The sequence below is a fragment of the Hydromonas duriensis genome (assembly GCF_004363775.1).
GTDB lineage: Bacteria > Pseudomonadota > Gammaproteobacteria > Burkholderiales > Burkholderiaceae > Hydromonas > Hydromonas duriensis.
The window spans coordinates 37526-61006 of sequence record NZ_SNZE01000012.1 but is presented as its reverse complement, the minus strand read 5'-3'; the positions used below and the strand labels follow the sequence as shown (position 1 = coordinate 61006).

At 48.6% G+C, this 23481-nt stretch carries 24 protein-coding genes; 12 read left to right on the top strand and 12 right to left on the bottom strand.

All coding sequences use genetic code 11. The annotated features are described in order from the left end of the window. Nucleotides 1–16 precede the first annotated feature (16 nt). Both DFR44_RS06920 and DFR44_RS06915 read right to left on the bottom strand, forming a co-directional pair. A complete protein-coding gene (locus DFR44_RS06920) occupies nt 17–1771 on the bottom strand; it encodes a pseudouridine synthase (RefSeq protein WP_133620485.1) in 1755 nt (584 codons plus the stop codon). A 192-nt stretch (nt 1772–1963) separates the two neighbouring features. Continuing rightward, entirely contained in the window at nt 1964–2200 is a 237-nt protein-coding gene (locus DFR44_RS06915; RefSeq protein ID WP_211336916.1) for an EF-hand domain-containing protein, read from the bottom strand. Between the two features lie 235 nt (nt 2201–2435). Here DFR44_RS06915 and DFR44_RS06910 point away from each other — a divergent pair, with 235 nt between their 5' ends. From DFR44_RS06910 to dnaJ, 6 genes are all read left to right on the top strand, one after another. Then, the gene (locus DFR44_RS06910) at nt 2436–3359 is read left to right on the top strand and encodes a DUF808 domain-containing protein (RefSeq protein WP_133620484.1); all 924 of its coding nucleotides are present in this window, start codon (nt 2436–2438) and stop codon (nt 3357–3359) included. A 241-nt stretch (nt 3360–3600) separates the two neighbouring features. After that, the gene (pyrR, locus tag DFR44_RS06905) at nt 3601–4179 is read left to right on the top strand and encodes a bifunctional pyr operon transcriptional regulator/uracil phosphoribosyltransferase PyrR (RefSeq protein ID WP_133620483.1); all 579 of its coding nucleotides are present in this window, start codon (nt 3601–3603) and stop codon (nt 4177–4179) included. Beyond that, nucleotides 4176–5198, top strand: coding sequence for an aspartate carbamoyltransferase catalytic subunit (locus tag DFR44_RS06900; RefSeq protein WP_133620482.1), 1023 nt, complete (start codon nt 4176–4178; stop codon nt 5196–5198). The genes pyrR and DFR44_RS06900 overlap by 4 nt, the downstream gene beginning before the upstream one ends. Beyond that, the gene (locus DFR44_RS06895) at nt 5195–6484 is read left to right on the top strand and encodes a dihydroorotase (protein WP_133620481.1); all 1290 of its coding nucleotides are present in this window, start codon (nt 5195–5197) and stop codon (nt 6482–6484) included. Before DFR44_RS06900 ends, DFR44_RS06895 begins: the two co-directional genes overlap by 4 nt. Nucleotides 6485–6509: 25 nt before the next feature. Next, a complete protein-coding gene (locus tag DFR44_RS06890; RefSeq protein WP_133620480.1) occupies nt 6510–6854 on the top strand; it encodes a DUF2288 domain-containing protein in 345 nt (114 codons plus the stop codon). Nucleotides 6855–7073: 219 nt separating this feature from the next. Continuing rightward, entirely contained in the window at nt 7074–8207 is a 1134-nt protein-coding gene (dnaJ, locus tag DFR44_RS06885; protein ID WP_133620479.1) for a molecular chaperone DnaJ, read from the top strand. 113 nt (nt 8208–8320) lie between these two features. Here the strand turns inward: dnaJ and DFR44_RS06880 are convergent, their stop codons facing one another. The 6 genes from DFR44_RS06880 to DFR44_RS06855 form a co-directional block, all read right to left on the bottom strand. After that, entirely contained in the window at nt 8321–9610 is a 1290-nt protein-coding gene (locus DFR44_RS06880; protein WP_133620449.1) for an NAD(P)/FAD-dependent oxidoreductase, read from the bottom strand. Between the two features lie 126 nt (nt 9611–9736). Next, nucleotides 9737–10144, bottom strand: coding sequence for a barstar family protein (locus tag DFR44_RS06875; RefSeq protein WP_133620448.1), 408 nt, complete (start codon nt 10142–10144; stop codon nt 9737–9739). 16 nt (nt 10145–10160) lie between these two features. Then, nucleotides 10161–10655: a guanyl-specific ribonuclease gene (locus DFR44_RS06870; RefSeq protein ID WP_246012074.1), complete on the bottom strand. Its 495-nt coding sequence runs from the start codon at nt 10653–10655 to the stop codon at nt 10161–10163. An 18-nt stretch (nt 10656–10673) separates the two neighbouring features. Further along, complete coding sequence (locus DFR44_RS06865) at nt 10674–12983, bottom strand: NADP-dependent malic enzyme (RefSeq protein WP_133620446.1); 2310 nt, start codon at nt 12981–12983, stop codon at nt 10674–10676. Nucleotides 12984–13081: 98 nt separating this feature from the next. After that, nucleotides 13082–13543 (bottom strand): AtaL-like protein, encoded by a 462-nt coding sequence (locus DFR44_RS06860; RefSeq protein ID WP_133620444.1) that lies wholly within the window; start codon nt 13541–13543, stop codon nt 13082–13084. A gap of 164 nt (nt 13544–13707) precedes the next feature. Then, nucleotides 13708–14988 (bottom strand): porin, encoded by a 1281-nt coding sequence (locus tag DFR44_RS06855; RefSeq protein ID WP_162845193.1) that lies wholly within the window; start codon nt 14986–14988, stop codon nt 13708–13710. Nucleotides 14989–15320: 332 nt separating this feature from the next. On the opposite strand from DFR44_RS06855, the gene purN reads away from it, so the two are divergent. From purN to DFR44_RS06840, 3 genes are read left to right on the top strand one after another with little or no spacing between them, the layout of a single operon-like run. Further along, nucleotides 15321–15971, top strand: coding sequence for a phosphoribosylglycinamide formyltransferase (gene purN, locus DFR44_RS06850; RefSeq protein WP_133620440.1), 651 nt, complete (start codon nt 15321–15323; stop codon nt 15969–15971). A 15-nt stretch (nt 15972–15986) separates the two neighbouring features. Next, on the top strand, nt 15987–17558 hold the full coding sequence (locus tag DFR44_RS06845; protein ID WP_133620438.1) for an RsmB/NOP family class I SAM-dependent RNA methyltransferase: 1572 nt from the start codon (nt 15987–15989) through the stop codon (nt 17556–17558). Further along, nucleotides 17559–18161, top strand: coding sequence for a phospholipase D family nuclease (locus DFR44_RS06840; RefSeq protein ID WP_133620436.1), 603 nt, complete (start codon nt 17559–17561; stop codon nt 18159–18161). It abuts the gene before it with no gap. A 165-nt stretch (nt 18162–18326) separates the two neighbouring features. On the opposite strand, the gene DFR44_RS06835 is transcribed toward DFR44_RS06840, so the two are convergent. The 3 genes from DFR44_RS06835 to DFR44_RS06825 all read right to left on the bottom strand — a co-directional run bounded on the left by DFR44_RS06835 (nt 18327) and on the right by DFR44_RS06825 (nt 20349). After that, nucleotides 18327–18797, bottom strand: coding sequence for a hypothetical protein (locus tag DFR44_RS06835; RefSeq protein ID WP_133620433.1), 471 nt, complete (start codon nt 18795–18797; stop codon nt 18327–18329). A gap of 219 nt (nt 18798–19016) precedes the next feature. After that, a complete protein-coding gene (locus DFR44_RS06830) occupies nt 19017–19745 on the bottom strand; it encodes an SAM-dependent methyltransferase (protein WP_133620432.1) in 729 nt (242 codons plus the stop codon). A 1-nt stretch (nt 19746) separates the two neighbouring features. Further along, nucleotides 19747–20349: a Maf family nucleotide pyrophosphatase gene (locus DFR44_RS06825; protein WP_133620429.1), complete on the bottom strand. Its 603-nt coding sequence runs from the start codon at nt 20347–20349 to the stop codon at nt 19747–19749. A 114-nt stretch (nt 20350–20463) separates the two neighbouring features. Between DFR44_RS06825 and DFR44_RS06820 the strand changes: the two genes are divergently transcribed. Next, on the top strand, nt 20464–20994 hold the full coding sequence (locus DFR44_RS06820; protein ID WP_133620427.1) for a YceD family protein: 531 nt from the start codon (nt 20464–20466) through the stop codon (nt 20992–20994). A gap of 26 nt (nt 20995–21020) precedes the next feature. On the opposite strand, the gene DFR44_RS06815 is transcribed toward DFR44_RS06820, so the two are convergent. Next, entirely contained in the window at nt 21021–21890 is an 870-nt protein-coding gene (locus DFR44_RS06815; RefSeq protein ID WP_133620425.1) for a hypothetical protein, read from the bottom strand. 206 nt (nt 21891–22096) lie between these two features. On the opposite strand from DFR44_RS06815, the gene rpmF reads away from it, so the two are divergent. Next, nucleotides 22097–22279: a 50S ribosomal protein L32 gene (rpmF, locus tag DFR44_RS06810; RefSeq protein WP_133620422.1), complete on the top strand. Its 183-nt coding sequence runs from the start codon at nt 22097–22099 to the stop codon at nt 22277–22279. A 148-nt stretch (nt 22280–22427) separates the two neighbouring features. Further along, nucleotides 22428–23441: a phosphate acyltransferase PlsX gene (gene plsX, locus DFR44_RS06805; RefSeq protein ID WP_133620491.1), complete on the top strand. Its 1014-nt coding sequence runs from the start codon at nt 22428–22430 to the stop codon at nt 23439–23441. Nucleotides 23442–23481: the final 40 nt, after the last annotated feature.

Sequence of the window (23481 nt, the reverse complement as noted above, 5' to 3'; positions counted from 1 at the left end):
AAAATCACTCACACATTTAGAATGTCTCGTCTTCGCGGAGATAACGCCACTGTCCCAAAGGCAAATCACCTAAAGTAACTTTGCCAATACGGATGCGCTTCAAACCGACCACATGCAAGCCAACCAGTTCACACATGCGGCGAATTTGTCGTTTTTTACCTTCGGTTAAGATGAAACGCAATTGGTCTTTGTTTTGCCACGTCACCTGAGCGGGACGCAAAGGCACGCCGTCCAACTCTAAACCGTGATTCAACAACGCCAAGCCCTCGTCATCCAAGTCGCCCTCAACGCGCACGAGATATTCTTTATCAATTTCACTTTTATCGCCAATCAACGCTTTTGCGATGCGACCATCTTGCGTCAACACCAACAACCCTGTGGAGTCAATGTCCAAACGCCCCGCGGGCGCCATGCCCCGCACATGGATATTTTCCAATTCATGTGGCGTGTCGTCGCCCTCCCAACGCGTGCTCGGCTCAATTAAATTCACCGCTGGGCTATACCCATCTTCGGCTTGACCCGAGACGTAACCAACAGGTTTGTGAATTAAAATGGTCATGCGTTTTTCTTGCGCAGTCGTCAATTGACGCGCCAACTGAATATGATCGGTTGGTACGATTCGTTGCCCTAAAACAGCACGTTTGCCATTGACCGTGACCCAGCCTTTTTCAATGTAATGATCCGCCTCTCGGCGAGAGCACACGCCTGTTTCAGTCAAATACTTTGACAACCGAATGCCTGCATTCGGATCACGGTCGGTCGCTCGCGGCTCACGACCACGAGAAGCCGCGTAAGCCGAAGGTTCTCGCAACACAACCTCAACCTCTCGGCGGGGGGCACGTTCGCTGCGCTCACCAAAGTTACCGCGTGGCTTATCTCCAAAATCACGGCGCGGTTTGTCGCCAAAGTCACGCTTCGGACGGTCGCCATATTCGCGGCGAGGTGTGTCACGTTCACCCTCGCGTCTGGGTGCACGCTCGCTGCGGTCACCAAAGTTGCCGCGTGGCTTATCTCCAAAATCGCGGCGCGGTTTGTCGCCAAAGTCACGCTTCGGACGGTCACCGTATTCGCGGCGAGGTGCATCACGTTCACCCTCGCGTCTGGGCGCGCGCTCGCTGCGTTCACCAAAGTTGCCGTGTGGCTTATCTCCAAAATCACGGCGCGGTTTGTCGCCAAAGTCGCGCTTCGGACGGTCGCCGTATTCACGACGCGGTGCATCACGTTCACCCTCGCGTCTGGGCGCGCGCTCACTGCGGTCACCAAAGTTGCCGCGTGGCTTATCTCCAAAATCGCGGCGCGGTTTGTCGCCAAAGTCGCGCTTCGGACGGTCGCCATACTCGCGGCGTGGTGCGTCACGTTCACCCTCGCGTCTGGGCGCGCGCTCACTGCGGTCACCAAAGTTGCCGCGTGGCTTATCGCCAAAATCACGGCGCGGTTTGTCGCCAAAGTCGCGCTTCGGACGGTCGCCGTATTCGCGGCGAGGAGTGTCACGTTCACCCTCGCGTCTGGGTGCACGCTCGCTGCGGTCACCAAAGTTGCCGCGTGGCTTATCTCCAAAATCACGGCGCGGTTTGTCATTAAAACTACGGGCAGGTGCGTCGCCAAAGTCTCGCTTCGGACGGTCGCCGTATTCGCGGCGTGGTGCTTGTGTTTCGGTCTTCGCGGGGCGAACAGGTGTGGCACTTTGATTATTGCGGTTACGTCCACGCAACGGTTGACGTGTTCGCTCGGCGGATTCAATACGCGCGGTGATTTTGAGGGTTTTGCTCATGAATTACTTTAAAAATTGAATAATATTTTTGCGCATGACGATTATCGCGCAATACTTCGCCAGTTTACAGGATTCGAACTATTTTGAGGCATGTGTTTGCTGGCGCGAGCATACAAAAACCCTGCAAATCATGGATGTGCAGGGTTTTTGTATCAAAATTAGGCGCATATCGCGCTTTATATGTTGTTCTTTTTATCTATTGGCTTTAAATTCAGCTTTGGAAATTTTGCCGTCTTTATCTGTGTCTAAATTTTTAAAATTGGCGGCATACTCGTCCATGCCTGCTGCTTTAAGTTCTGACAATGTCAAAGCACCATCACCATCTTTATCTGCATCCGCAAAGGTGGCCGCAAAGGTGTTGGTACTCACCAAAGCCATGCTCGCCAATAAAGCCGCAAATCCATGTTTTGGGGTGAGAACTGTCTTCATGTATAAACTCCATTCAGAAAAAGGGCAAATGCCCTATGTCCATAATGCTTCAAAACGCATTCGGTTGTCAACTCAACGAAGAATCTAAAATTTATTTGATACTTATTACAAGAAGCTGACCAATATCACTTCACCTTCACTTAACAAACTTAACTCTTTTTGTTTTTTTAAACCGAGCGAGAAACGAAAGGGCTATGATAAAATCAGCCATATTTATGTAATTTTAAGGACAATTATGGCTAGCGGAAGCTTACTGGCACTATTAGACGACATCGTAACGATTATGGACGATGTGGGCGCGATGACTAAAGTTGCAGCGACAAAAACATCGGGCGTTTTGGGTGATGATTTGGCATTGAATGCACAGCAAGTGGCTGGAGTCAATGCCGAGCGCGAGCTGCCCGTTGTTTGGGCGGTGGCCAAAGGTTCATTTGTCAACAAACTCATTTTAGTACCTTTGGCGTTGGCCTTGAGCGCATTTGCACCCGCGTGGGTGCTGACGGCTTTATTGATGGTTGGCGGTGCTTATTTGTGCTTTGAAGGTTTTGAAAAAGTTGCACACAAGCTTTTGCACAGCAAGCACGAAGATGACGCTCATCATGATGAACTGATTAAAGCGATTGAAAACGAAGACGTCGATATGGTTCAGTTTGAGAAAGATAAAATCAAAGGTGCGATTCGTACCGATTTTGTTTTATCCGCTGAAATCATTGTGATTACATTGGGCACTGTGGCTGCTGAACCTTTTGTCAATCAGCTCGCGGTCTTATCTGCCATCGCCGTTATTATGACGGTGGGGGTATACGGGCTGGTGGCAGGCATTGTCAAAATGGATGATGTTGGATTTTATCTGTCCTCACTTAAAGGCATTAAAAATGCGGCTTCTCGCAAAACAGGGGCTTTTTTATTGTGGTTCGCGCCAAGATTGATGCAAACTCTAACCGTCGTTGGTACTGCAGCAATGTTTATGGTTGGCGGCGGCATCATTGCGCACGGCTTACCATTTTTGCATCACTTCGTCCAAAACATGACAGCCAACATGAGTGGCATGAGTCATTTTCTTACTGAAACAGCCCTTAATTTAGGTGTCGGCTTCATCGCGGGAGCTGTTGTTTTATTGACGGTCAAGTTATTGACTAAAGTATTTTTTACAAAATAACGCCATTCATTGAGCCGCCGCTTTGGCTAACCAAAAGCACCCTAAGTAATTGGGTGCTTTTTTATTAAAGATATTACTTTTCTATGATGTCCTCAATGCTTAATCGCTCAACTCAACTTATGCAGTTCTTGTCTTTCGTTCGACCATCCAACAAAGTCGATTATCCACCCCGCAAATTACGATAAAATGTCGATTGTTAATGATGTGCATCGTCATTCAATCGATTTTTTATGGATTCAATATGACCTTACCCGTGTTTACGACCCCCACCAGCGTCATCCCTGATGCTGAGCATTTATACATTCAGCTGCTCGCGCACTTGCGTGCGCACATGGCGACGTGTGTACAAACTCCAATTTTTATTGGCATCCATCGAGGGGGCGCATGGCTGGCAGAGCGTTTACATGCGGACTTAGGCATAAGCGAGCCTTTAGGCACGATTGACATTTCTTTTTATCGGGATGATTTTGCGACCAAAGGTATCAGTACAAACGTTAAAACCACCGATGTTGCGATTGATTTAAATGGCCGAGACGTGATTTTGTGTGATGACATTTTGAATAGTGGTCGCAGCGTGCGTGCGGCTTTAAATGAAATTTTTGACTTTGGTCGTCCTGCGCAGGTTGATTTGGCGGTGTTATTTGACCGCGGTGGTCGTGAACTGCCCGTGGCTGCTCAGTTTGTGGGCGGGCAGACGGAGTTTGATGCCGCCTATAAATTGGTGCTTGAACGTGATGCGTCAAACCGATTTTGCTTCCGAGTACCGCGCCGTGAGGTTGTTGAAGAAGTTGAAACTCACCCAGCGGAGGTGAACGTATGAGCAACTCAACTTACACCCCGCCCGCCGTACCATGGGCGAGCCTGCGCAACGCCCGCAATCCTCAGCTCACGTCTGATGGCCGTTTGCAGCATTTATTGACACTCGAAGGGCTGTCACGAGAGATGTTGATGCACATCCTCAACACGGCCGAGTCGTTTTTATCGCTGAACAACCACGATGTCAAAAAAGTGCCTTTGTTACGAGGCAAATCCGTTTTTAATATTTTCTTTGAAAACTCAACTCGCACTCGAACGACTTTTGAAATTGCAGCCAAACGCTTGTCCGCTGATGTGGTGAATTTGGACATGCAGACCTCCTCAACCAGCAAAGGCGAAACCCTGCTCGATACAATGGATAATCTGGCGGCGATGCACGCCGATATGTTCGTGGTGCGCCACAACCAAAGCGGTGCGCCGTACCTGATGGCTGAACACCTGAACAAGCTGGGCAAAAAAGACATTCATATCGTCAATGCAGGCGATGGTCGACATGCACATCCGACCCAAGGCTTGCTTGATATGTACACCATCCGCCACTATAAAAAAGACTTCACTCAACTGCGCGTGGCGATTGTCGGGGATGTGTTGCACTCTCGCGTCGCGCGTTCCGACATTCACGCGTTGACCACATTAGGCGTTCCAGAAGTGCGCGTGATTGGCCCTCAAACCTTATTGCCAAGCGGCTTACGTGAAATGGGCGTGCATGTGTATCACGACATGGCCGCAGGCTTAAAAGATGTCGATGTGGTCATCATGTTGCGTTTACAAAAAGAGCGTATGCATGGCGCATTATTGCCCAGTGAAGCGGAGTATTTTAAACACTACGGGCTGACCCTCGACAAGCTGGCGCACGCGGCTCAAGATGCAATTGTGATGCATCCTGGCCCAATTAACCGCGGGGTCGAAATCGCTTCAGAAGTAGCGGACAGTTCACAAGCCGTGATTTTGCCACAAGTGAGTTTTGGCATTGCTGTGCGCATGGCGGTGATGGCCATTTTGTCAGGAGGACACGCGGCATGAGTTCCAACATTATTATTCGCAATGCGCGACTCGTTCATGCAACGCACACCGACAGCACGACCAGCGACATTTACATCAGTGGCGACACCATCGTTGGCATCAATCAAGCCCCCGAACATTTCACAACACCCACAACCCTAGATGCTGGCGGCCGAAAAGCCAGTTTTGCACTGGCTGATTTGGCGGTGCGTCTCACCGAAAAAGGTGGCAATCGTCGCGATGTCATGCACGACGTGTTGTCAGCAGCGGTGGCGGGAGGCGTCGCCCATGTGGCTTGCCTACCTGATGGCGACCCCATTTTAGATGAGCCTGTACTGATTGACGTGTTATGCAATAAAAGTGCGGCCTTGGGCTTGGCTCAGGTGCATGTCTTGGGTGCGCTCACACAAGGACTGAACGGCGAACAGTTGGCCGAGCTGATGACGCTGGCTGAACATGGTTGTTTTGCGTTCACTCAAGCGGATGAGCCCATCCAAAACACGCAAATTTTACAACGCGCACTGTCATACGCCGCCAGCTTTAAACTACCTGTTTGGCTGCGCGCAACTGATTTTTACTTGGGTGGCGGCTTTGCAGCAAGTGGGGCTTACGCATCGCGTTTGGGGCTGGCAGGTGTGCCTGTTACCGCCGAGACGGTGGCGTTACAAACACTGTTTGAATTGCTATACAGCATGGGGGCGCAAGCACCCAAGGTACACATTGCCCGTATTTCTTCAGCGCGTGCGGTTGAGCTGATTCGTCACGCCAAAACTCAAGGATTAAACATCACTTGCGACGTGAACATGCACCATTTGCATTTGGTGGATACCGACATGGGCTACTTTAATAACCAATACGTATTCAACCCGCCCTTAAGAAGCAGCAGCGACCGCAGTGCTTTGCGCGCGGGGGTGCTGGATGGCACGATTGATGCGGTGGTGTCGGACCACGTTGCCGTTGACTTTGATGCCAAACAACTGCCCGTTGGCCAATCACAAGCAGGCTCAGTTGGCACACAATGGCTGATTTCACTGCTGGCACAATTGGCGACGGAAGAGCATGTGGATATTTCACACACCTTGGCCGCGGCGGTCAGTCGAGCGTATCCGATTCTTGGTCTGAAATCCCCCACTTGGACGGCAGGCACTGTGGCGGACATCGTTGTGTTTGACGACGAGGCTCACCAAGTCCTTGATGCCACCACTGTGCGTGGACACCATGCGAACACCCCTTACCTTGGCTTAGAATTGCCCGTACAAGTATGCACCACCTTAGCGGCTGGACGCGTGGTATACACAACCATTTGAACATACATTTCATTCGACAAACCTTATGCCCAATCCTGATTTACTCCCAGAAGAACTTGAACTGTTGCACGCCAAGCTGAATCTTGAAACAGCCGAAATGGCTTGGACAGACTTACAACGATTTTTCGCCCAAGGCCTCGTCCATGTGGTCGCGCCCGAGCTGGATTTAGTCGATGTGGCGTACGCCATCGGCATTGACGACGCGAAGCGCATTAAACAATGGATGGACAGCGGTCTGTTTACCGCTGTATCTGACAATCAAGCCGCCGACTGGTATCATCGTCAGGCGGTTCTGTGGACGGTGGTGGTTCGCCCATGGATTTTGGTACAAGATAAGAGCGGCGCCCCACTCAACACGGTGCAACACTAAAAATTGCCTCGTCCACCCAAACAGCAGCACCTTGTCGCGTGCGCTCATACATGTGCTGACAATAAACACCGCGTGCTGTTGAAATTTAAAAAGTCGCCCCCATTCTCTGTCTACTGAGTTGTGCGGCAAGGACGATACGTTGTAAAAACCTTGCATTGGCACAAAACCCTATTTTAAAGAACCAAAAGTTCATTTTTCGACACATTTCAAGAGAAACCCATGGCAAAAAGAGATTTTTACGATGTCCTAGACGTTGCACGTAACGCGTCGGATGACGACATCAAAAAGGCTTATCGCAAATTAGCGATGAAATACCACCCCGATCGCAATCAAGGGCAGCCTGAAGCGGAAGAAAAATTTAAAGAGGTCAAAGAAGCATACGAGATGCTATCCGACCCAGAAAAACGCGCGGCGTATGACCAATACGGTCACGCGGGCGTTGACCCCAATGGCATGGGCGGCGGTGGCTTTGGCGGCGGACATCCATTTGGCGATGCCTTCGGCGATATTTTTGGTGACATTTTCGGCGGCATGGGTGGACGTGGTGGACAGCGTGGGCCTCAGGTCTATCGTGGTTCCGACTTACGCTACACCATGGAAATTTCTTTGGAAGACGCGGCCAAAGGCAAAGCCACACAAATTCGAGTACCGAGCTGGGATAATTGCGAAACGTGTCACGGTTCTGGTGCTGAAGCAGGCAGCAAACCTGAAACCTGCCCCACTTGCCAAGGTCAAGGTCAAGTGCGCATGTCGCAAGGTTTTTTCTCTGTGCAACAAACCTGCCCAACGTGTCACGGCACGGGTCAACACAACCCGAAACCCTGCAAACCATGCGGCGGTCAAGGCAAAATCAAATCCAATAAGACATTGGAAGTCAATATTCCAGCGGGCATCGAAGACGGCATGCGCATCCGCAACGCGGGCAGCGGCGAACCTGGTTTAAATGGCGGCCCTGCGGGCGACTTGTTTGTAGAGGTTCACATCAAGCGGCATGCTGTATTTGAGCGTGATGGCACAGACTTGCACTGCACCGTACCCTTATCTTTTGCCACAGCCGCCATTGGTGGTGAAATTGAAGTACCAACCTTGCATGGCGGCGCATCAATGAACATTCCCGAGGGCACTCAAACAGGACAAACATTCCGTTTGCGTGGCAAGGGCATGCCTCATGTTCGCTCCGCTTCGACCATCGGTGATTTATATGTGCACGTCACCGTTGAAGTGCCCGTTAAATTAACCAGCGAACAAAAAGACTTGGTGCGCCAATTAGATGAAAGCCTTAAAAAAAATGGCGACAAACACAGCCCTCAAAGCAAGTCGTGGTTTGATAAGGTGAAAGAGTTTTTTAATTGAGTTGAAATTAAGTATTTAAGGTCTACCTAACGACTTTTCATACTTAACGACTGTTATTGTACAAAAAGCATCCATTAGGATGCTTTTTATTTAAACCTCGGTCGGTATGGTTTTTAATGAAACCGTTCCATAAACAAATAATAGTGCATACCCAAAGCAAGCATCTGGTTACCCAACCAATCACCCAATGGTACTTTGATGTGTTTAAACTGATTAAACGTATTAAACCTATCCATCTGCCCTGAAATGGCTTTTGCCATGACTTCGCCGACCACATGAGAAGTCGCCACGCCATGCCCCGAATATCCTTGCGCATACCACACATTCTCAGAGAGTTTACCCAACTGAGGCACGCGATTGATGACAATACCCATATTGCAGCTCCACTGATGCTCGATGTCTATGCCTTTGAGCTGTGGAAAGGTGCGTTCAATGTGGGGGCGCAATTCGGCGGCAATATCGCGAGACTCTTTGCCCGAATAGTTGGCACCACCGCCAAACAAAAGCCGTCCATCCGCAGTAAGCCGATAGTAGTCCAACACAAAGCGACAATCATATACCGCAACATCTTTGGGTAAAATATCATACGCCAGCGCCCCCAACGGGGCAGTGGTCACAATGCCGCCAGCAGCAGGGAAAATCAAGCCGCCTAATTTATGTTGCTCCAATTTGTGATAGACATCCCCCGCAATCATGATGTGTTCGGCAGTGATTTTGCCTTTGGCGGTGTGAATTTGGGGCTGCTTGCCGTGAATGATGCGCTCGGCCTTGGTGTGTTCAAATATCAGACCACCCAATTGTTCAAGCGCTTTGGCTTCACCGACGCATAGTTTAAGTGGATGCAAGTGCATGTTTTTCTTGTTGTACAAACCACCAAAATAAAGCGGGGTGTTAATGAAAGCCCCCATGTCTTTATGCTCAATCAATTGCACCGCATCGTGTAAACCGCGTTGTTGAGCCAATTCATATTCTGCTTGTAATTCTTTGAGATGGCTGCGTTTATAAGCGGTGTGCAGGTGACCATATTTTAAGTCGCAATCAATGCCATATCGACGCACGCGATTTTGAATCACATCGTGTCCATGCCAACGCAAAAACCAAATAAAGTCATCAGCCTCAGCGGGCGACATCCTTTTTTGCAATTGTCGGCGCATGGCACCTTCCCCCGACAAACTGCCCGTAACTTGCCCGCCGTTGCGTCCTGACTGCCCCCAGCCAATTTTTTTTGATTCAATTAAGGCAACTTTCTTACCTTGTTCAGCCAGTTCAAGTGCGGTATTCAGGCCAGTGAAGCCTCCACCAATAATAGCGACGTCAACATGCACATGTTGGCTCAACTCTGGATAATAAGTGTCATGCCCAAGGCTGGCGGTGTAATAGGAAGGCAGGCGTTGATTGTTCATAAGCAGTCTCTTTAAAATTTAAAATTATTGTTGAGCATGCAGTATCCATGACAACATCATTCTAAAAAAGTTCCACTTTGTAACAAAAAGACAAACACTGGCTGCTATATCCGCCTTAAATAGCCATTAAGCATAAACGAGCCACAGCACGGTTACTGCAACGCCCGTGGCTCCCGCGAGGGCATCTCGTAAGGTGTCCGCCACAGGAAATAGCATTTTTTCTTGCGCAACGCTGCTTTTAAACAACCATGTCTGCGGCGGAGCGGTGTGTGAATCAGCGGGCTGAGTCACACGTTCGCTGACCACGTCAAACAAGGCATCTAAATTACCACCAAAGTATGATGGGAATTGTAGGCGTTGCGCCAAAGTGTGCATGACTTCTGGCTGTCCTTGCAGCTTACGCAAATCCAGCACAGTCACATCACTGCCCAGCTCATCGACACATAGTGTCAAATAAGTACCCAGCTGATCTGGCGTGATGTCACTCATCTTGCCTGCGACATCAGTCCACAGCACGTTTAAACGGTCGGTCATAGCCACCCCCTCTTTATTATTCTTTCACCCGCATGAAACTACGATAATGGTCGGCGGTGTAGTAATACTCTCCACCCGTCGCCACATCTCCCGTTGAACCACCTCCTGCAACGATGCGCCGCGCTCCTCGGTTGTTTGCGCCTGGCGTCGGCACTGTGTATTCGTGGTAGTAACCACGAGGCTGAGCGGGCAAAATGCGTTCACGATTGCCAAACACCTGCCCATCTTGTTGGTAAGGAAAAGAGGCGCGCGCTTTAATTTGTCCAATCACGGTTTGCGCTTCTTTGGGTAATGCACGCACATCAATATAGGCAAAACCTTCTGCTGATGACGCATTGCTGCTTTTGGTCTCTTTAGGCGGTGAGTTTTGAGTCAGTCCAGCGGCATTCGGCGAGAGACTCGAATGTGCGGGCTCAGGCTTGGCTTGCTGCGTGCACGCACTCAACATGCCCAATATGCTCGACACCAGCACACAACTTAACATTAAACGCCCATTTTGAATGCGCTTCATCATCATTTCTTTCACTTTTTAATCGGCTTGAACACTGCCAAAATTAGCTTGCACCACTGATAACGCGGCCATATTCACAATTCGGCGCACGGTCGTCGATGACGTGAGTACGTGAACAGGTTTATTTGCGCCCAGTAGAATCGGCCCCACAGCCACATTACGACCTGCCGCCGTTTTGAGCAAATTATAAGCAATATTGGCCGCATCAATGTTGGGCAATACCAATAAGTTGGCCTCACCTTTAAGCGTTGAATTCGGCATAATCTCCTTGCGCATCACGACATCCAAAGCCACATCACCGTGCATTTCACCATCAACCTCTAAGTTCGGCGCAATTTTCCGCAAAATATTGTAAGTTGCGCGCATTTTAAGCGCAGATGGCGAATCACTCGTCCCAAAGTTTGAATGCGACAGCAGTGCCACACGCGGCACAAAACCCAAGCGGTGCATCTCTTGCGCCGCAAGTACAGTGATTTCGGCCAACTGCTCTGCGGTGGGGTCATAATTCACATGCGTGTCGACCAAGAACACTTGGCGGCCTGGTAGCATTAATCCATTCATGGCGGCGTACACCGTCGCACCGTCTTTATGCCCAATCACTTGGTCAATGTATTTCATATTGGTATCGTTCATGCCATTGGTGCCGCAAATCATCGCATCGGCGTCGCCCATGCGCACCATCATGTTGCCAATGAGCGAACCTCTTCGGCGCATTTCAAGACGAGCAACATTTTTAGTCACGCCTTGACGTTCGGTCAGCGCGAGATACGCTTGCCAGTAACCGTGATAGCGCTCATCAAAATCAGGGTTGATGATTTGAAAATCTTCGCCCATTTTTAAACGCAAACCAAAACGTTCTAAACGCTCCTCGACCACTTTCGGACGTCCCACCAAAATCGGCTTTGCAATTTTTTCATCAACAACAACTTGCACCGCACGCAAGACACGCTCATCTTCGCCTTCAGCAAAGACAACGCGAGTTCCGTGTTCCTTGGTATTGCGTTTTGCCAAAGCAAACACGGGCTTCATGAATGTGCCGCTGTGATACACAAACTGCTGCAACGATTCAGCATAGGCCGCCATGTCAGCAATTGGACGCGTCGCTACGCCAGAATCCATCGCGGCTTGAGCCACGGCTGGGGCAATTTTGACAATCAAACGCGGGTCAAATGGTTTGGGAATTAAATATTCTGGACCGAAGCTCAAATTTTGAATGCCATACGCCGAGGCGACTACATCGGACTGCTCTTGTTTCGCCAAATCCGCCACAGCTTTAACCGCGGCGACTTCCATTTCACGCGTAATCGTCCGCGCGCCGACATCCAATGCACCTCGGAAAATAAACGGGAAACACAATACGTTGTTCACTTGGTTCGGGTAATCGGTGCGCCCTGTCGCGATAATGGCGTCGGGGCGAACCTCTTTAACCAGCTCTGGCAAAATTTCAGGCGTTGGATTGGCCAGCGCAAAAACAAGCGGATTGTCCGCCATCTTCAGCACCATTTCTTGTTTCAAAACGCCCGCCGCCGACAGGCCAAGAAACACATCCGCACCTTCAATAACTTCGGCCAAAGTGCGCAACTCGGTCTCTTGTGCAAAACGCGCTTTATCCTCATCCATCAGCGTCGTGCGGCCTTTATAGACGACGCCTTCAATATCCGTGACCCAAATGTTTTCTAAAGGCATCCCCAAATCGACCAGCAAATCCAAACACGCCAGTGCGGCCGCACCTGCACCCGAAGTCACCAACTTGACTTTGGTGAGGTCTTTACCAACGACATCCAAACCATTTTTAATGCCCGCTCCCACCACAATGGCCGTGCCATGTTGGTCATCATGAAACACAGGGATGCTCATGCGCTCACGTAACTTGCGCTCGACATAAAAACAATCTGGTGCTTTGATGTCCTCTAAGTTAATGCCGCCAAAAGTCGGCTCGAGCGCGGCAATGATGTCGACCAATTTATCAGGGTCTGGCTCATTTAGCTCGATGTCAAAGACATCAATGCCCGCAAATTTTTTGAATAAAACGCCCTTGCCTTCCATCACGGGCTTACTTGCTAAAGGACCAATATTACCCAAACCAAGTACAGCCGTGCCATTCGTCACCACACCAACCAAATTGCCTCGCGCTGTATAACGTACCGCATTGGCAGGATTGGCCACAATTTCTTCACATGCCGCCGCCACGCCTGGGGAATACGCCAAAGCGAGATCATGCTGGTTGGTCATGTTTTTAGTCGGCTCAACAGAAATTTTGCCGGGACGCGGAAACTCATGATAATCAAGTGCAGCTTGACGGAATTGTTCATTGATGGGGCGCGCCATGATGGCTTTCTCCTTGTAAGTTATTTGTTTTCAAGTATTCTACGCCACATGGCAACGACTGACACAATCAGCATAGCAAAAAACAAGAAAAGACAAAATTAGTGCTTGGTCATCTCAGCATATTCTCTAATGATGCGAATCATGTCCATATCCGCCGCCATATACGCATTTTTTATCATTTCAAGTAAAGCGCGCTCCTCATCATTTGAAGGCTCTGGAAACTGGGTCGTGTAAAAAAACTTCAACCGCAACTCGTCTGGATTGCGATTTTCAATTTCAATCAACAACCGCCCAGAAGGCGATTTTTCGGTCGCATCCGTAACAAACTCGACGGATTTATTATGATTCACATTGACCACATCATGCACCACATGCTCACCAAAGTGCAGAGCGCGACGATAACGCGACTCACTTCGCTCCAAAATATCCGCGCCATCTAAGCCGACAGTAAAGCGCATGGGTTCTAAAATGCGCAAGAGCAGGCCCGACCACAATGAGTCTATGCTTAGAACGGGTTGATTCGGAGGGTTTACGGATAAAGTGTGCGTCAGTTCTAACATAATGATTTACTTTAAAAATATTTGAAAGTGCTGATTTTATCATCTCTCGTGTTAGACCGCTTATGCCGCAGGTGGCAAAAACATACACTCCACTGTGGCACATAACAAAAGCCCTCGTGTTTAAAAACTCACGAGGGCTTAAGCATCAAAGCATTAACGATTGATTAAAATTTATGAGAGACACCCACATCGTAAGACCAACCTTTCTCGACATCAAGTAGTGCTTGTACGCGATCCTTGACTGCACCGCAAGTTGGTTTGTAATAAGGTGATGATTCAGACAAAGATGAGCCTAAGAGGTTTGCGCTACAGCTATTGGTCACGTTTGTGACCTTACGAATGTTTGCATAAACCACTGTACGCTTGCTCAATTGGTGCTCATAGCCCGCACTGTATTGTTCGCCTGAAACTTCGCCCACACTGGTGATGTTCACCCCTGTGCGACCCGTTGCGAATGTATAGTCATTGTTGCGTTTGTACTTACCATACGAAAAATACACATGGTCGCGAGCGCTCAAATCATAGCCCAAGCTCGCAAATAGCGTTTTGCTCTTGCCTCTTAGCAGGTTCGCGTTTGTGATGTCCGTATTATCGATTTTCGCTTTTGCATAGCCAATATCAAATTTAGCAGCACCATAACTCAAGCCACTGGCCACAATCCACGCATTTTTAGCTTCAGCAGGCGCATTTTTCAGATTGGCACCAACCAGTGCAGGTGAAACATAACCAGAATATGTCGAGCCATTATCAACTTGATAAGCAGCACCTACTTTATAGCCCCACATACCCGCTTTACCTTCATAGCGAGCATATCCACCATAAGCTGATTTCGTCCCCGATGCACCTTCATTATCAACGCTCGTCACCACAGATGACGCACCCACCGTCGTTGGGACGATCGATTCAGACCCCTTTGTCGTTACTGCAAAACCAGCCGCAAAACCGCCTTTTTTCACATCATAAAACAGCGCATTGTTCCAACGCGCACCGACTTCTGGCTGAGTGGTACGTAGACCCGTACCAGCCAAACCGCCTGTAAACTCGCCAATGCCACGACCTTCACCAAAGCCACCGCCTATCCACATATTAACAAATGGCGTGGTTGAACGACCGAAACGGAAAGCACCAAATGGGGTTACTAAACCAATATACGAATGGCGGTTAAAACCAAAAGTTTTCTTGTCAGCACCATAGACACCCGAGCCTGTGTCTGGCTCCAGCTCACCCTCTAATTTGAAAATAGCAGAATAACCGTTGCCCAAATCTTCTTTACCTGTCACACCAATGTGGCTGGCATAACGATATTCTTGCGCTTTTAAAGTGACGCCTGCATCACCTTTTTTAGTCACGGCCACATTAATGTTACCGTATAAAGTGACACTTGATTCTGCGTGTACCGCACCATATGCGCCTAAAAGCCCTAAGGCAATAAGGGTTTTCTTCATCGTATAGTCTCCTAAGGTCTGGTTATTAAAATTAAGTGCAACGCTTGAGTCCATCATTTATTGGTCATTATCCAACACCCTCAAGCGAACGACCGTTTCATTTAAACATGCTGTTATAAAAAAATAAAGGGGTTGTGTGAACATTGTGTCGCTTTTGTACCAAACGAATCGATGTTTCGATGTTGCATTGCAAAAATTCTACACATTATTAACGATGTTTGATACTTTTTTATCTATTTTCAGCGATCATGGTTTTGAATGACATCACCCACTTTCTTGTTACAATGGCGCTTTACAGTTTAAATGCGCCTTGACGCGCATTCACATGCCCTATGAAAAATATTGTCATCCTTATTTCAGGCGGCGGTAGCAATATGCGTGCACTGGTGCGACATGTTCAAAACAATAATTGGGAAGCCCAAAATATTGCGCGCGTGGCTGCTGTTATTAGCAACAAAGCCGATGCTCAAGGTTTGGTGTTTGCGCAAGAACAAGGCATCGCTACTCGCGTGGTTCAACACCAAGACTTCGCCGACCGCGAGGCGTTTGATGCACAATTGCAACACATCATTGATGAGTTCGCACCTGATGTGGTTTTTTTAGCAGGATTCATGCGCATCTTGACCCCTGCATTTACAACACACTATGCCAAGCGCATGTTTAATATTCACCCTTCGATTTTGCCCAATTTCAAAGGTTTACACACACACGCGGCGGCGTTGACGGCAGGCGTTAAAGTACACGGTGCGACGGTGCACGGTGTAACCGCCGAACTTGACCACGGGCCAATTGTGCTGCAATCCGCTGTTCCCGTACTCGCGGATGACGACGAACACTCGTTAGCCCAGCGCGTGTTAGCCACGGAACATTTGATTTACCCGCAGGTATTGGACTGGTGGGTGAACGGGCTGATTGATTGGAACGATAACGGTATTCGTGTCCGCGATGTGCGCACACAGCTTTACATCAGCGACACCATTTAACATTGAAAGACACTCATGAACAGCAGTGACGATACTAAAATCAGCAAGAAAAAAAGCTATAGCAAAAAACCCAGCAAAAAAGAACGCTTGGCTCAAGAACTTGCAGAAAAAGCAGCACAAGCCCGTGTGGCCGCAGGTGGTTTACACATCCGCGCCGATGGTGTTTCGGTCAGCGCAGCCGCTTTAGCAGCCCGACAAGCGGCCTTGAACGCGGCGCGTGGTGAAATCAGCGACGCAACGACAAAAAAACCACGCTCAACACGCGCGCAAGCGGGATTGTCACCGACTGTGGTGCGCATCGAGGCTTCAAGCCCTCAAGGCGACCGCTTGGCGCAGTGTCTGTGGAGTGCTCAAGTCTTGTTGCTTGACATCCTAAAGTTCGACATGGCTGCCGATAAACTGGTCTCTCGTCATTTACGCGAACATCGTGAGCTGGGCGCTCGCGACCGCCACATTGTCGCCGAAACGATTTACACCGTGCTGCGTCAAAAACGGGTGTTGTCGCATCTCGCACAAAGCGGGGGCGGCACTTTAGAACGACGACTGGTTTTATTGGCGGCTCGTTCATGTACAACCGAAACCGCATTGCAAGCGGCAATCGCTGAAGATGAATGGACATGGCTATCGCAAGTTTCAAGCGTAGACATCAGTGCCTTGCCTGTGGCGGTACGCAGCAACATGAGCGACGAGTGGTTGGCGCAATTAACCGCCGCCTACGGCGAAGCCGCTTTACCTCTGGCCGAAGCGTTGAATACCTCGGCTCCTCTCGATATTCGCGTCAACACCATCAAATCATCTCGCGAAGCCGTACAAGTTGCGCTTCAACATGCAGAGCTAGAGAGCACCCCCTGTGCACTTGCGCCCCTCGGTCTGCGCTTAAATGGTAAACCTGCTTTACAAAAAACCGATATATTCACCAGCGGCGCAATTGAAGTGCAGGACGAAGGCAGTCAATTGTTGACCCATTTATTGGGCGCGAAACGGGGCGAAATGGTTGCGGATTTTTGTGCGGGCGCAGGTGGAAAAACTTTAGCCATTGGTGCAATGATGCGCAATTCTGGCCGTTTGTACGCGTTTGACACGGCGGCTCACCGCTTGGCAAAACTCAAGCCGCGCTTGGCTCGCAGCGGCTTGTCAAATGTACAAGCGGTGGCGATTGACTCAGAAACCGATGTGCGTGTGAAACGGTTATACGGCAAGCTTGACCGTGTTTTTATCGATGCGCCTTGCAGTGGTTTGGGCACGTTGCGCCGCAATCCTGATTTAAAGTGGCGTCACGGCGTGGACAGCGTTGCCCGTCTATCAAACATCCAGACCAATATTTTAAACAGCGCCGCCAAACTCGTTAAAATTGGTGGCACGGTTGTGTATGCCACATGCAGCGTTTTACCCACTGAAAATCAAGACGTGGTGAAAGCGTTTTTAGCGGCGCACCCAAATTATGCTTTAGTGGATGTCAATGAGGCTTTAGCGGTGCAAAACATCAGCTTGCCCGAAGGCGCGGTAACGGATGGCATGTTACAACTGTTGCCACACCTGCATCACACCGATGGTTTTTTTGCGGCCTGCCTGAAGCGCATTGCCTAAATGAGCAGCGGAAAATTATTCGGACGGGTGTTGACTATCTTAATGGGGACGGTCTGTCTAACGACGCCACCCCTTCAAGCCAAGACAACCGTTGAGCCAGCCAAAACAACACAGATCAGCCGTGCCCAAACTGCGCCGAATATTTCGGTGCTTTTTAGTCCAGACGATGACGTTCAACAGGCCATTGTTCGACATTTAAATTCGGCACAAAAGCAAATTTTAGTGCAGGCGTATTTACTCACCGACAATACAATCACGAACGCGCTCATCACGGCTCATCGTCGCAAAGTCAATGTTCGGGTTTTACTGGATGCAGAACGCATGCAAACCGCAAAAGGTTCGGATGCGGTGGCTTTGGTACAAGCAGGCATTCCTGTCAAACTGGAAACAGCTTACACAAACGCCCACAACAAAATCATTCTAATAGACCCCAACACCGACAACGCCACGCTCATTACAGGCTCATACAACTTCACGGTCACGGCTTCAAGCAAAAATGCCGAAAACACGCTGTTCATTCGCAACGCCCCTGAGGTGATGCGTCGCTATGTGAGCAACTGGCTTAAACACGCACAAAAAGCTGAAGCATTTAATCTTCACTGAAGATTGAATGCGTGCCCATCCGTCACCGTATAAAAAAACACCCGTACAAGTCGGGTGTTTTTTAGTTGCTGATTTTTTAAGGAGCCGCTCCTCATTTGCAGCATCAAGCGCGCCCCCTCATGTCAGCAAAAAATTTCAACAAAACGTGAAGAACGATTCGTTTAATTATTGTGCTGGTGGCGGCATCATATCGCCATGATGTCCCATTTTGCCTTTATGTGCTGGGTGTGCAGCCAAAACATCACCATGTTTTTTGCAAGTCGCTTCAACCATCTTACCCTGTTCCATCGGGCTGGCGATTGTCACTTTATCGCCTTCTTTCTTACCGCTACAAGCCGCTTGTGCTGCTTTCATGTGCTCAACCATTTTGGCAGGCATCGCCGCGATTTTGCCATCTGGTGTTTTGGTACATACCGCGTCGATCTTACCCCAATTTGGATGCTCTAGCATGACGTTTGCACCTTCCGCTTGGTTCGCGCACGCCGCCACAGCCGCCTCACCCATCGGGCCACCCATTTTCATGCCTTTGTGACCCATCATGCCATGACCATCATCCTTGGCCACGGCCAAACCTGCCATGCCCAAGCCAACAACAGCGGCAAGACCCGCAACCATCATTTTAACTTTACGTTCCATTTTTTATGCTCCTGTGCGAATTGAATAAACAATTAAAACATCTATAACCGTTCAAATCATTTTTTGAACTTGGCGCAAGATTACGGCAAAAATGCGCAGGAATTGCGGGAGTAATTGGCAGAAAAACAGGATTTTAATGAAAATAAATTTATATAGATGAAAATTTATTTTTTGAACCGCTTAAAAAATTTTTAAATTAAACAAGGCGTTACAAACAACTCATGCCAAAAATAAAAACAGTGTCGGTCGTTTATGCAAATCGGGTAAGGTTTTATTTTGATTCTGTTTACGCCACTGCTCAATGCTCTGCATACAAATGAATTGGCTCGGCAAGGTCAAGTCGGCAGCCACACATAATTTGGTCTGCGGATTTAATGTTTTACACAAAGCCTCAAGCAATTGCATGTTGCGATAAGGGGTTTCGATGAACATTTGAGTTTGTTGAGCGATACGGGACTCTTGCTCTAATTTTTTTAACTCTGTTTGGCGTTGCGCAACGTCAATGGGCAAATAACCATGAAAGGCAAATTTTTGCCCATTTAAGCCACTGCCCATCAAAGCCAATAAAATGGAGGATGGACCAACTAATGGCTGAACCGAAATACCCGCTGCATGCGCGACAGCCACCAGCCTTGCCCCTGGGTCGGCCACAGCAGGACAGCCCGCATCAGAAATCAAGCCGACATTTTGCCCTGCCAATAAAGGGGTCAGCAACGCCTTAATGTCCGCATCGGGGGTGTTGACATTTAATTCAGCCATAGACACCTCTTGCAGCGGCGTTGAAATCCCCACGGCTTTAAGAAATTGACGCGCCACCTTAGAGTTTTCAACCACAAAATGCCGACAACTCGCCGCAATGCGCTGAACTTCAATCGGCAAAACCGCAGACAGGGTGTCATGCGAACCCAAAGTATTTGGAATCAAATATAAAGTACCAAACTTAGCCATGTTATGCCTCAGCCCTATAAAAGACCACGCCTGCAGCGCGCAACATATCGGTTAATGCGATTAATGGAAGACCTATCAAAGCCGTTGGGTCGTCGGACTCCACTTTTTCTAAAATACTAATTCCCAGCCCCTCAACTTTTGCACTACCCGCGCAATCATACGGCTGTTCAATATGCAAATAATTGGACAACTCTTCATCGCTCAAATCACGTACCGTTGCAAGTGTCACGATGTCGCGCAAATCATAAGTCTGTCGGCGAGCATCAAACAGGCACAGCGCACTGTGAAATTGCACCGTTTTACCACGCATCATTTGTAGCTGTTTGAGCGCATTGGCATGATTACCTGCCTTGCCCAGCTGCACGCCATCCACCGTCGCCACTTGATCCGCACCAATAATCAGTGCATCAGGATGCAGTTTCGCAATATCGCGCGCCTTTTCAAGTGCTAAACGCAAGGCGGTATCTGTCGGCGTTTCATTCTCTTGAGGTGTTTCGTCAATATTCGGACTCACAACAACAAAAGGCAAATGCAAACGCGTCAATAATTCTTGACGGTATTTGGACGATGAACCAAGAATAAGCGGCGGCGTGGAAGTTGTCATATCAAAAGCGCGATTGTGCGCAAAAAGGAAAAGCGGTATTATCGCAAAGATTATCGCCAAGCGTTTAAATAAGCGAGCGCATTAAAAATGCATTAAGAATGAAAGACTCAAAAAATGAACACAGAAACCACCCCGAACACGACCCAACACTGGCCGCACGATGTATTTGCTTTAGCCAAACACAACGAGACGCTTGAAGGTGAATTACGCATCGCAGACTTGACTCGCTTACACCCAGAACTTAGCCAAAAAACGGGGGCTTTGACCTATCGAGTCACAGGCTTTACCAATGATGCACAACACCCCATGTTGCACATCATCATCAATGGTGAGCTACACATGGTCTGCCAACGTTGCCTTGAAGAGATGACTCAAACAATTGACGTGGATAACCTATTGCACTTGGTGCATAGCGAGGCTGAACTTGATAACGAAGAAGATGAAATCAACGCCATCCTAGCAGGTGACGAATTCCCCGAAAAAATCGTGGGCAGCCAAAGTTTTGATATTTTTGCCTTGCTGGAAGACGAGGTGATTTTAAGCTTGCCACATAGCGTTACCCATACCGTCTGTGATAAAGCCTTGCCCACATCTTCGGGCGAAAAAATCACGCCTTTTTCGGTATTATCCAAACTCAAATCATGAGTTTGAATCGGTCAACGAAGCGAACATCACCGATGAGCCGCAGCAAAGTCCACCATGGCTTTGCTCCAGCCTGAACGTCGGTCAAAAAAACTTTTGTCTTTACTGCTACCCCAAACAATACAGCCCGCAGCCCCATGCTCATAAAGAAAGGTCATCCTTTTTTTAGCATCTTGCTCCGAGACCTCGCTATGGTCGTTATAGTCGAATGACACATATGGAATAATGGGCTTATCCATGCGATAACTTTTGGCAGCATTTATCGAATATTCAGCAGCTTTTTCCCATGAGGGCAAGTCAATATTGTAACGATAGTAAATCATGGGGCTAAAAAAATCGACGGCATTGGCCACATCTCGATATTCTCGATTGAGTATTTGCATTTTAGCCGCCGCGTCTTCTTGCCACGCATAAATCACTTGGGGCGCAACGGCATACACGCCGACTTTGCTTTTATTATTGTACTTCTTGAACAATCTGATAATTTCGAGAACGCCTGACTTAACCGTCTCTGGTTTAAATCGAGAACCAAACTCAGTATCAAAAGACACTGGAATGTCTGGATGGCGCAAAGCATTCAAAGCCACCGTTTTAATTTTCTCTTCGTCAATGACCAATGTTTGCTTGCTTTCATTGACCACCTTCACTTGGCTCGTCGGCTGACCACCCCACGGGCTACTAAAATGCGGTTCATAAACCACCCAAATCGGCTGGATACCCATTTTTTTTAAATCTTTTTCTAGTGACGTCAATTCAGTCATATAACCTACCGTACCGCTCCCCCACGGGAGAAACGCATACACTGTAAACGAGCGCTTAAGTTCAGCTTGTGACTCAAATGGCATCAACATTGCAAGCCCAAACAACATCAAGAATAGACGTGTTGCAAAAGGTTTCATCCAAGCCACTCCTAATTCAAAAAACACATACACCACCTATCGGCAAGACTATATGCACACGAACACGCCCAGCTCAACGGATAAAAAGGCATGTACTGTCGCATAATCCCCGCAAGACACCCTCATTTGTCCTGTCATTCAAAATAAGTCTTGGCAAATGACGTAAAGTTGTCTAAAATACTCAATTCCCAATTAGGAGAATTGAAATGGCAGTTCAACAAAACAAAAAATCACCTTCGAAACGCGGCATGCACCGTGCGCACGACTTTTTAACAGGTCCTGCTACTGCGGTTGAGCCAGTCACTGGCGAAGTGCATTTGCGTCATCACATCAGCCCTAACGGTTTTTACCGTGGCAAAAAAGTGATGAAAACGAAAAACGACGAATAATTGTCAAGCACAGTCACTGCAAGTGGCTTTTTCGTTGTAAACGTTTGAAGCGACATATAAGCTGGCATTGACCAGCTTTTTGTCATTGTATCAAAAAACAATCGGATCACTGATGAATCAAAATCTCTTATCCTCGAATACGCACCCTATCATCACATTGGCGGTTGACATGATGGGGGGTGACACAGGATTAACAGTGACCGTACCCGCTTGCGAAGCCTTTTTAAACAGTCATCCGCATGCCCGTTTAATCCTTGTCGGCGATGAGAAGCAGATTCGCGCTCATGTTCAAGCTAAAAATCTAATTAACCATCCACGCATTCGCATGGTTCACGCCTGCGAAGTGGTTGCAATGGATGACGCAGTCGAAGTGGCATTACGCCGCAAAAAAGACTCCTCCATGCGCGTGGCCATCAATCAAGTCAAAGATGGTGACGCACAAGCGGCCATCTCCGCAGGCAACACGGGTGCGCTCATGGCCATTGCACGTTTTGTCCTCAAAACCATAGATGACATTGACCGTCCTGCAATTGCTTCGATTATGCCTAATCTTGACAATACGGGCACAACGGTCCTTGATTTGGGTGCAAACGTGGACTGCACCGCAGAACATCTGCAACAATTTGCCCTCATGGGCAGCGCGTTGGTCTCCGCCACCCAAAACATCAGCACTCCACGAGTGGGCTTGTTAAACATTGGCCATGAAGACATCAAAGGCAATGAGGTGGTCAAACAAGCAGCCGTTTTATTGAAAGATACGCCCATCAACTTCATCGGTAATGTTGAAGGCGATTCTATTTTTATGGGTGGAACGGACGTGATTGTCTGTGACGGTTTCGTCGGTAACGTGTTGCTTAAAACCGCAGAAGGCCTAACCAAAATGATTCGCACTCGGCTGATGGATGAGCTGACACAAACATGGTGGCGACGCGCAGGAGCGGCTGCAGCCATGCCCGCTTTGAATGCTTTTCGCGACAAAATTGACAATCGCCGTTACAACGGTGCCGCATTGCTGGGGTTACGTGGCGTTGTATTTAAAAGCCACGGCGGTGCGGACGCATACGCGTTTGGATTCGCTTTACAACGGGCATATGATGCTGTGGCAAACGACATGCTGAATAAAACAACACAGATGTTACTCCAAATGAACAACAAAGTTTAAGTCGTCGAACTTTGAAACCCGCTCTGAATTTACCAGCCTA